Genomic DNA, 10,381 nt, shown 5'->3' on the forward strand with positions numbered 1-10,381 from the left:
GGGCCCGGCGGCGGTCCTCGAGCACGTCGTGCGGTGCTGGTCCTCGCTGTTCACCGAGCGGGCCGTGACCTACCGCCTGCGCCACGGCATCCACCACCGCGCGGTCGGCATGGCCGTGGTCGTGCAGGAGATGGTGACCCCCGACGCGTCAGGGGTGCTGTTCACGGCCGACCCGGTGACGTCGAACCGGCGGCTCAGCCGCGTGGAGGCGGTCCTCGGCCTCGGTGAGGCGCTCGTCGCGGGCACGGTGGACGCGGACGGGTACACGGTCCGCGACGGCGAGATCGTCGACGCGACGGTCGCCGTCAAGCCCGCGGCCGTCCGGGCCGCCGGCGGTGGCGGGACGTCCACGCAGCCCGTCGAGCCCGAGGCGCAGCGGCGACCGGCCCTGAGCGACGCCCAGGTCGTGCGCCTCGCCGGGCTCGGCCGACGGATCGAGGCGCACTTCGGTCGTCCGCAGGACATCGAGTGGTGCCTGGTCGACGACGGGTTCCGGATCGTGCAGAGCCGGCCGATCACGACGCTGTTCCCGGTGCCACCCGTCGACGACGGCGCCGACCACGTCTACGTCTCGGTCGGCCATCAACAGATGATGACCGACGCGATGACGCCCCTGGGGCTGTCGGTCTGGCAGATGACCACGCCCCGGCCGATGGCCGAGGCCGGCGGCCGGCTGTTCGTCGACGTCACCCGGACCCTGGCCTCGACCGCCGGCCGCGACGGCCTCCTGGAGGCCATGGGCCGCCACGACCCCCTGGTCAGGGACGCGCTGCAGACCGTCATCGACCGCGGCGACCTCGTGCCCGCACCGTCGGACGACGGCCCCGCCGCCCCGCCGGCCGGTGCGCCGCCCCTCGACGCCGACCCCGACCTCGTCGAGGAGCTCATCGCCCACAGCGAGGCCTCGGTGGCCGCCGCGGCACGGGACATCCCCCGCCACCACGGCGTGGACCTGTTCGAGGCCGTCGTCGCGGACGTCCAGGAACTCCGGCGACTGCTGTTCGATCCCCGCAGCCACCAGGTCTTCACGACGGCGATGGACGCCGCGTTCTGGCTCGACGAGCACATGCGTGCCTGGCTGGGCGAGGAGCACGCGGCCGACACCCTCACGCTGTCGGTCCCGCACAACGTCACCTCCGAGATGGGGCTCGGCCTGCTCGACGTGGCGGACGTGATCCGTCCCCACCCGGAAGTGGTGGCCTTCCTGCGCGGCGTCGTGGACGACGACTTCCTCGACGAGCTGCCGCGGGTCGCCGGCGGCCGCGAGGCCACCGACGCCATCCGCTCCTATCTCGACCGCTACGGGATGCGCTGCGCGGGGGAGATCGACATCAGCCGGCCGCGGTGGAGCGAACGGCCGTCGATCCTCGTGCCCGCGATCCTCGCCGACGTCGACCACGCCCGGCCCGGCGCGGGGAGGCGGCGCGTCGAGGACGGCCGGCGCCTCGCGGCCGAGAAGGAGCAGGACCTGCTGGAGCGGGTGCGCGCCCTGCCCGACGGGGCGGCGTCGAGAGCGGCCGAGACGCACGCGATGATCGACCGGCTCCGGACCTTCATCGGGTTCCGGGAGTACCCGAAGTACGCGATGGTCTGCCGCTACTTCGTCTACAAGCAGGCGTTGATGCGCGAGGCCGACCGCCTCGTCCGCGAGGGCGTGCTGGGCGACCGCGAGGACGTGTTCTTCCTGCGTTTCGACGAGTTCCGCGACGTGGTCCGCACCGGCGAGGCCGACGGGGAGCTGATCCGCGCGCGCCGGGAGGCCTTCGCCGGGTACCGGACGGTGACCCCGCCCCGCGTGCTCACCTCCGACGGCGAGGCCCTGGTCGGCGCGTACCGACGGAACGGCCTGCCCGACGGCGCCCTGGTCGGGCTGGCGGTGTCGGGCGGCACCGTCGAGGGGCGCGCCCGGGTCGTCCGGGACATGTCGGAGGCCGAGCTCGACCCCGGTGACGTCCTCGTCACCCCCTTCACCGACCCGAGCTGGTCGCCGGTGTTCGTCACGATCGGCGCCCTGGTGACCGAGGTGGGCGGAGCCATGACCCACGGTGCGGTGGTCGCGCGGGAGTACGGCCTGCCGGCCGTCGTCGGGGTCGAGGGGGCCACCCGGCGGATCGCGGACGGGCAGCGGATCCGGGTGCACGGAAGCGCCGGGTACGTCGAGCTCCTCGCGTAGGACCGCCACCCGCGCGGGGCCCGGACTGGCCGGGGCCTGGTCGTTGCGGCTTGGATGGTCGGGGTGAGCGACTGGCCGAGCACCGGGACCCGGGTCGTCGTGTGGTCCGAGCGGCCCCCGTCGAGTGCGGCGCGCGACCCGCACGTGTCGACCGTGGACCACGTCGCGGGTCGCACCTTCACCGTCACCGGCCTCGACGCGACCTTCAACCGCTCCACGGGCCGGTCCAAGCCCGTCCGGCGCGGCGCCGGGGCGTTCGCCTCCGACACCTACGTGGCGGTCGACGCGGACTCGGAGCGGGCCCGCGACGTCCTCGTCGCGGCGGTACGACGGGACCGCGACGCCGAGGCCACCCGCGCGGTCCACGCCTGGCTAGCGGACCGGAGCCGGGAGAACCGCCAGGCCGCCGTCCGGGCGCTCACGGCGCTCGACGAGCCGTGAGCACGGGTCGTCCGCGATTCATCATCCGCGGGTGAGGCCCGCGCCGCGCCCGCTGCTCACACTCCTCGGCAGTCCCGCCGGCCGGTGGGACATCACCGGCACCTGCAGCCGGGGCGCCTGAGGAGAACGACATGACCGACACCGAACGGACCCCCGCCGTCGGGGCACAGGCGGCGTACATGGAGCAGCCCCGGTCCTACGGGTCCGACGTCGACGACTGGAGCGGCTGGATCTCCTTCGCCGGGATCATGATGATCATGCTCGGTGGCTTCCAGATCATCGAAGGGCTGGTCGCCATCCTCCGGCCCGCCTACTACCTGATCGGCGACGCGGGCCTCGTGGTCTCCGTCTCCTACACCGGCTGGGGTTGGTTCCACCTCCTGCTCGGCGTCCTCGTCCTGGCCGCCGGCTTCGGCGTCATGGCCGGGAAGACCTGGGCCCGCATCGTGGGCATCGTGCTCGCCGTCGTCAGCGCGCTGGCGAACCTGTTGTTCATCGCCGCCTACCCGCTGTGGGCGGTCGTCGTGATCGCCGTCGACGTGGCCGTGATCTTCGCGCTGAGCAGCAGCAGCGGCCGTCGCGCGCCGACGGCGTGACGGCACCCCGGTACCTCGTCCCCGGCGAGCAGATCGAGCAGGGAGCCTCCGTGACCCGTCCCGACCCCGCCCCCCGTGTGCACCGATCGAGGCTCCGGTGGGTCGCCCTGCTCGGGGGGCTCCTCGCTCTGGGTGCCACCGCCTGTTCGGCGCCGGCCGGCGGGGCTCCGCCGCCCCCGCCGGCCGCGGTGACCATCATCCCGCCGGGCACCTACCGCAACGCCATCACGCCGAACGGGCCCCAGACGTTGACCATCGCCTCCGGGACGAACTACACACAGACGAACACCACGTCCCAGCAGTCCATCCCGGGCACGATCGCCCAGGACTCCTCGCAGCGCGTCACCTTCACCAGCGCCGCGGGGGCCCCGTGCGCCGGCGAAGCCGGCCTCTACAAGGCCTCGGTCGACTCGGTCGGCCTGCACCTCGAGACGGTGGCCGATCCGTGCCCGAGCCGCGCGAACGACTTCGTGTCCGGGCCCTGGGTGCCGTCCTAGCCGACCGGGCGCGCCCGGGTCGGGGGCTCGCCGTCACCCCTCGCGGGTGAGGCGGTCCCCGGCCGCCGGTCGGGGTCGGTCCCTCGTCGGACCGGGGTCGGGTGGCCGCATCGGGAGCTGCGCGAACCCGGCCATCTCCCCGGGCCGGTGGGTGGCCACGAGCATCGTCCGGCCCCGCGCGAGCTCGACCAGGTCGGCGCAGAGCCGGCCCGCAGTCGCGGCGTCCAGGTGGGCGGTGGGTTCGTCGAGCACCACCACGGGACGATCGGCCAGGACGGCGCGGGCGATGCCGAGGCGCTGGTGCTCCCCTCCGGACACCCCCGACCGGATCCCGCCCAGGCGCGTCTCGAGCCCCTCGGGCAGGCGCTCGCGCCACGAGCGCAGCCCGGCGCGGGTGAGGGCCTCCTCCAGCTGCTCCCCGGTGGCGTCCGGGCGGGCCACGAGGAGGTTCTGACGCAGGGTGCCGTCGAACAGGTGCGCGCCGGGACCACACCACGCGATCCGGCTGCGGACGTCCTCGGAGCGCAGGTCCCGCGCGTCCACCCCGTCGACGAGCACCGTCCCGTCCCGGGCCTCGAGCGTGCGCAGGACGGCGGCGATCAGGGTGCTCTTGCCGGCCCCGGAGGGACCGCTGACGGCCAGGTGCGCTCCGGCCGCCAGGTCGAGGTCCAGGTCGTGCACCGCGTCGCGGCCGGTGCCGGGCCAGCGCACCGAGAGCCCGCGCGCCGCGATCGTCCGGCCGTCGGGCACCGGGCGCGGGGCGGCCGGCTCCGTCACGGTCGCGGTGGCGCTCTCCAGCTCCGCGAGCCGCCGCGCCGCGTGGCGTCCGGAGACCAGGCGCTCCGCGGCGTCCGGCAGGCCGGCGACCAGCTCGGTGAGGGCGAGCGGGGTCAGCACCAGCACCGCGAGGGCAGGTCCGGGCAGGGTGCCCGCGCGCAGGGCGGCGACGCCCACGACGGCGCACCCCACCATGCTGCCGCCGACCGCCAGCGTCGAGACCGCTCCGCCCAGCCCGGTGGCGGTGGCCGCCCGGCGGGTGAGCGCGGCGAGCCCACGGTCGAGGTCGGCGATCCGGGCCCGTCGTCGCTCGGCGGCGGTGAAGGCCACCAGGTCGGGACCGGCGACCAGGAACTCACCGGCGAGGGCGGCGACGGCGCCGCGGGCGGCGGCCGTCCGGCTCCCGGTGGCCCGCACCGCCCACAGCGTCACCGCGGGCGCGAGGAGCCCGGCGCCGACGAGGCCGACGGCCACCACGGCCCCGGCGGCCGGGAGGACCAGGCCGAGGGCGACGGCGGTGGCGGCCCCGACGACGGCCGCGCACGCGGCGGGGACGAGGGACCGCACGAGGACGTCCTGCTGGTCGTCGACGTCGGTGATCAGCCGGGTCAGCAGGTCGCCCCGGCGCAGGCGGCCGCTCGCGGCGGGACCGAGGCGGACCAGCGACTCCCAGATCCGGACCCGCAGGTCGGCCAGCACCCGCAGCGCGACGTCGTGGGAGAGGAGCCGCTCGAGGTAGCGGAAGCCGCCCTTGGCCAGGCCGAAGGCCCGCACCGCGACGATCGCCACCATCAGGGTGAGGACCGGAGGGTGCAGCGCCGCCGCGGAGATCAGCCAGGCGGCCGTCGCCGTGAGGGCCACCGCGCTGCCGACGGCCAGGCTCCCGGCGACGACGGCGCCGGCGAGCCGGGCCCGGTGGGGCCACGCCGTCGCGAGCAGCCACCGCAGCGGGCGCGCGGTCGGCCCGGTCGGGTCGATCGGCTCGGTCACCCGGAGCTCCGGGAGGTCCGGGGTCGGCCCGCCGCCGACCGGCTCGGGGTGAGCAGCCGGTCGAGGGGGTGGGGGAGGAGCCGCTGCCGGGACGGGAGGACCGGGCAGCGCGACGACCCGGTCACAGAGTCCGAGGACCGCGCTGCGGTGGCTGACGACCACCGCGGTGCGGCCCGCCAGCACCGCGGGGAGGGCCCGCAGGATCGCGGCCTCGGTCGCGGCGTCGACGCCCTCGGTGGGCTCGTCGAGCACGAGGAGGGGCCGGTCGACGAGCAGGGCGCGGGCGAGGGCGACGCGCCGCTGCTGACCGGTGGACAGGGCCCGCCCGAGCTCGCCGACCTCGACGTCGAGGGCCAGGTCGAGCTGCGCGGCCCGCGCTGCCGCGGCCACGGCGGCGTCCGTCGCCTCCGGGGCCCCGAGCCGGACGTTGTCCGCGACGGTGCCGCCCAGCAGGAGGGGCTGCTGGGGGACCCACGCCACCCGCTCCGACCAGGACGACCGCTCCACCCGGCGGAGGTCGACCTCGCCCACGAGCACGCGGCCCCGGTCGGGCGGGCGCCAGCCCAGCAGCACGTCGAGGAGCGTGGACTTGCCCGCCCCGCTGGGTCCGACGACGCCGAGGACCTCGCCCGGGGCCAGGTCGAGCGAGATCCCGTCGAGGACGGGCCCGGCTCGGCCGTCTACCCCCACACCCGCGAGGTGCAGCGTGGTGGCGGACGGGTCCGGGGCGGGCAGCCCGGTGCCGGGCGGCGGGCCGACGGGGGAGAGGTCCAGCACCCGGGCGACGTCGTCGGCGGCCGCGAGGCCCTCGGCGCTCTCGTGGTGGCGGGCGCTGATCCGGCGCAGCGGCAGGTAGACCTCCGGCGCCAGGACGATCACCAGGATCCCGGTGGCCAGGTCCAGGCGGCCCTCGACCAGGCGCAGGCCGACCGAGACCGCGACCACGGCGACGGACAGCGTGGCCAGCACCTCGAGGACGAGGGAGGACAGGAACGCGGTGCGCAGGGTCTGCAGGGTCAGCCGCCGGTACCGCTCGGAGAACCGGGCGATCACGGTGCGCTGCTGGTGGGCCCGCCCGAAGGCGATGAGCACGTCCAGCCCGGCCACGAGGTCGAGGAACCGGTGCCCGAGCGCGGCCAGCGTGCGCCAGCGGTGCGCCACCGCGCTCCGGGTGTGGAGGCCGATCAGGACCATGAAGACCGGGATCAGCGGCACGGTCACCGCGACGACGACGGCCGAGAGCCAGTCGGCCGCCAGGATGCGCACGGCGACGGCGAGCGGCACCACCACGGTGATGACCAGATCGGGCAGGTAGCGCCGGACGTAGCCGTCGAGGCCGTCGACACCCCGGCCCACGAGCGCGGCGAGCTCGCCCCCGGGCGGGAGGCCGGGGTGGCGCGGGCCCACGGCCAGGACGTGCCCGAGCAGCCGGGTGCGGACCGCGCGGGTGACCGCGGCGGACGCCCGGTGGGCGGACACCTCGCCCTGCCACGCGAGCAGCGCCCGCCCCGCCACCACCACGCCGAGCGCGACGAGGACGGCGCCGAGGTCGTGGAGGTCCTCGCCACCGAGGAACGCGCGGCTCACGAGGTCGGCCACCAGACCGGCCTGCGCGATGATCAGGCCGGCCGTGAGGACACCCGCGACCGCGGTCACCGCGATGTCGCGGCGAGCGGCCGCGACGTGGCGCAGGACGCGACCGTCGAGGGCCTTCACCGCGTGACGGCCGGGGCGTACTCGTCCCGGTCGCGGTCGATGCCCTCCGTGGCGAACGCGCGCTCCCGCCGGATGTCCCGGGCGAAGGTGGTCGCCCAGCTCAGGACGGCCCCGAGCCGGTTGCGGTACCCGGTGAGGAAGGCGATGTGCACGAACAGCCAGGCGAGCCAGCCCGCGACGCCGCTCAGGTGTACCGGGCCCGCCGAGACGACCGCCCGGCCGCGCGAGATGTAGGCCGCCGACCCGAGGTCGTGGTATCGGAACGGGCGGGTGGACCGGCCTCCCCGGCTCGTCCGGCCGATCCGCCGCCCCGTGTAGAAGCCCGCCTGCATGGCGACCTCCGCGACCCCGGGCAGCTCGCCGAGGCTCATGGCGTCGCCGATCACGGCGATCTCGGGGTGGCCCGGGACGGTCAGGTCGGGGCCGACCCGGACCCGTCCGGCCCGGTCGCGGGGCGCGCCCGTGGCCGCCGCGAGGGCCGCGACGACCGGCGGCGCCTCGACCCCCGCCGTCCAGAGGACCGTGCCCGCCGCATGGCGGGTCTCGACGCCGTCCCGGTCCCGCACCACGAGCCCGTCGGCGTCGACGCCGGTCACCACCGACCCCGTCGCGACCTCCACGCCGAGCTCCTCGAGCGCCTCGGCGGCCCGGCGGGACAGCGCGGGGCCGAACGACGCCAGCGGCACCCGCCCGCCGTCGAAGAGCAGGACCCGGGCCTCCTCGGGGGCGATGCTGCGGAACTCCCGGCGCAACGTGCGGGTGGCGAGCTCGCGGATCTGCCCCGCGAGCTCGACGCCGGTGGGTCCCGCGCCCACCAGGGCGAAGGTGAGCCACCGGCGCCGCTCGGCGGGATCCGCGGCGGTCTCGGCCATCTCGAAGGCGCCGAACACCCGCCGGCGGATCGTCAGGGCGTCGCCGATCGTCTTCATCCCCGGCGCCCACCGGGCGAACTCGTCGTGCCCGAAGTAGGACTGCCGGACCCCGACGGCCACGACGAGGTCGTCGTAGGGGAGCTCGAGGCGCGCGCCCCCGGGCCGGGCGGCGACGACCCGTCGGGCGGCGGCGTCGACGTCGACGACCTCGGCGAGCTCGCACCGGACGTTGCGCTGCCGCGCGAGGAGCCGCCGCAGCGGGATCGCGATCTGGCCCTCGGAGAGCATCCCGGTGGCGAGCTGGTAGAGCAGCGGCTGGAAGAGGTGGTGCTGGGCGCGGTCGATCAGCACGACCTCGACCGGCGCCCGGCGCAGCGCCCGCGTCGCGAAGAGCCCGGCGAAGCCACCGCCCACGATGACCACCCGGCGCGGCTCGGCGCGCGCCGTGTCCGCCGTGCTCACCGGCTCCTCGCCCGTCCCGCCCTCGCCGCCGTGGTGGTGTCGGCTCCCGACCATCGCGCGCTCCGCTCGCCGAGGGTGTCCCGGAGCCCGGTACGGCCGCCGGCCCCGCCCCTCGAGACTCACAGCGCGCGAGCGGGAGTCCCTCACCTGGACCGGATGACTCCGGCGCCCCCGGGACCGGACAGGCCCGGTGGGTGCCGTCGTCAGCGGTCGGAGCCCGTCGGTGCGTAGGCCATCAGCCCGTAGATGACCAGGAGGTCGACCGCGATCAGCACCAGCGCCCAGATCGGGTACGCCGGGATGAACGCCAGGTTCACGATCGCGCTGACCGCGGCGAGGAGGGTCCCGATCGCCCGGGCCCAGGGCCGCAGCGCGAGGACCCCGATCCCGGCGGCGAGCGCGAGGACCCCCAGGATCAAGTGGAGCCAACCCCACCCCGTGTACCCGAGCGCGACCAGGGCGTCGCCGCCGCCGGGGACGTAGACGGTGGGTCGCCACAGGGCGACGAGCCCCTCGATGACCTCGAAGAAGCCCGCGAGGATCAGGACCGCGCCGGCGAAGCTGAACAGCCCGATCCCGGTCATGTCCACGGGCGGCTGACGCGCGGACCCCGGAGCGGTCGGCTGCGCGGCGGCCGTGCGGACCTCCGACACGGCTCCCGGATCGCTCATCGCTCCTCCTCGGGTCCTCACTCCGTCGACGGATCCACCGACGGCGCGACCCCACGCTCGCACCCGTGCCGACCGGGGGCGACTCACCCTGGTCGGGTGAACGTGCCTCGTCCACGGTTCCTGCTTCCGGGCGTCGGCGTGGGTTCCTCCGCGTGCGCCGGCGTTCACCGGATCGGTCGCGGGGCATCCGGGCCATTCCTTCCCCGCCGGCTGGTAGTTGGGGACAGTGGTCGGTCCGGAACGCGACTCGTCGTCGAGGGCAGGAGCTTTCCCAGGATGCCGATCGACCCCAGCACACCAGACCGTCGGCGCCGCGCATGAGCGTGTCGAGTTCGAGGAGGCCGAGCCCCGCACCGTCCGAGCCGCCGGGGCTCCGCCCGACCCGGAGACCGGGCACGGTCGCGCGGTCGGCGCTGATCGACCGCTTGCGTGCCCCGGGTGCGCCCGGGGTCGTCTCGTTGGTCGCGCCCGCCGGCTACGGCAAGACGACGCTGTTGGCGCAGTGGGCCGAGAGCTGGGAACCACGGGTCGCCTGGGTCTCGGCCGACCACCGCGACGACGACCCGGCCGTCCTGCTGGACCACGTCATCGCGGCCCTGGAGCGGGCCGGGTCCACGTCCCTCGTGCCGCGCGGACCCACGCCCGGTCCGGCGATCACCGTGGTCCCCGCGCTCGTGTCCGCCGTCGCGTCGCTGGACCCGCCCGTCGCGCTGGTCCTTGACGACGCCGAGGCCATCACCAGCAGGGCGTCCCTCGACGTGGTCACCGCGCTCGCCCTGGGTTTCCCGGCCGGGTCCCGCTTCGCCATCGCCTCGCGGTCGACGACGTCGTTGCCGGCGGCTCGGTTGCGTGCGCAGGGCGGCCTCCTCGAGCTCGGCGCCCATGACCTCGCGATGTCCGAACGAGAGGCCGCGGCGGTCCTCCGGGGCGCCGGGGTCCAGGCCGAGGAGCGCGACGTCGCGGCCCTCGCCGAGCGGACCGAGGGCTGGGCGGTGGGCCTCTACCTCGCGGCACTCGCGATGCGGGCGGGCAGCCCGCGGACCGCGGCCGGGTTCTCGATCACCGGTGACGACCGGTTCGTCGGCGACTACCTCCGGTCGGAGCTCCTCGACCGGGCGTCCGACGCCGAGGTCGACTTCCTCTGCCGCACCTCGATCCTCGACCGCGTGTGCGGCGGACTCTGTGA

General features: G+C 75.9%; 7 protein-coding genes and 1 pseudogene. 5 read left to right on the plus strand and 3 right to left on the minus strand.

Annotation, left to right across the window (positions count from 1 at the left end; genetic code table 11):
• The 4 genes from rph to AC0CYZ_RS23065 form a co-directional block, all read left to right on the plus strand.
• The coding region (gene rph, locus AC0CYZ_RS23050; protein WP_472219657.1) for a rifamycin-inactivating phosphotransferase at positions 1-2,173 on the plus strand (2,173 nt) is incomplete at its 5' end.
• Positions 2,174-2,236: 63 nt separating this feature from the next.
• The gene (locus tag AC0CYZ_RS23055; RefSeq protein ID WP_472219659.1) at positions 2,237-2,614 is read left to right on the plus strand and encodes a hypothetical protein; all 378 of its coding nucleotides are present in this window, start codon (positions 2,237-2,239) and stop codon (positions 2,612-2,614) included.
• Positions 2,615-2,745: 131 nt separating this feature from the next.
• Positions 2,746-3,210 carry a DUF7144 family membrane protein gene (locus AC0CYZ_RS23060; RefSeq protein ID WP_472219661.1) on the plus strand — a complete coding sequence of 155 codons (465 nt, stop codon included), beginning with the start codon at positions 2,746-2,748 and terminating at the stop codon, positions 3,208-3,210.
• Between the two features lie 188 nt (positions 3,211-3,398).
• Positions 3,399-3,707 (plus strand): hypothetical protein, encoded by a 309-nt coding sequence (locus AC0CYZ_RS23065; RefSeq protein WP_472219663.1) that lies wholly within the window; start codon positions 3,399-3,401, stop codon positions 3,705-3,707.
• Between the two features lie 33 nt (positions 3,708-3,740).
• Here the strand turns inward: AC0CYZ_RS23065 and cydD are convergent, their stop codons facing one another.
• The 3 genes from cydD to AC0CYZ_RS23080 all read right to left on the minus strand — a co-directional run bounded on the left by cydD (position 3,741) and on the right by AC0CYZ_RS23080 (position 9,195).
• Positions 3,741-7,190: a thiol reductant ABC exporter subunit CydD gene (gene cydD, locus AC0CYZ_RS23070; RefSeq protein WP_472219665.1), complete on the minus strand. Its 3,450-nt coding sequence runs from the start codon at positions 7,188-7,190 to the stop codon at positions 3,741-3,743.
• Positions 7,187-8,578, minus strand: a complete 1,392-nt coding sequence (locus tag AC0CYZ_RS23075; protein ID WP_472219667.1) for an NAD(P)/FAD-dependent oxidoreductase — start codon at positions 8,576-8,578, stop codon at positions 7,187-7,189. The genes cydD and AC0CYZ_RS23075 overlap by 4 nt, the downstream gene beginning before the upstream one ends.
• 149 nt (positions 8,579-8,727) lie before the next feature.
• Complete coding sequence (locus tag AC0CYZ_RS23080; protein WP_472219669.1) at positions 8,728-9,195, minus strand: DUF7144 family membrane protein; 468 nt, start codon at positions 9,193-9,195, stop codon at positions 8,728-8,730.
• Between the two features lie 458 nt (positions 9,196-9,653).
• On the opposite strand from AC0CYZ_RS23080, the pseudogene AC0CYZ_RS23085 reads away from it, so the two are divergent.
• Positions 9,654-10,381: pseudogene (locus tag AC0CYZ_RS23085) on the plus strand (helix-turn-helix transcriptional regulator); the annotation flags it as partial.

Source organism: Actinomycetospora sp., from assembly GCF_055612215.1.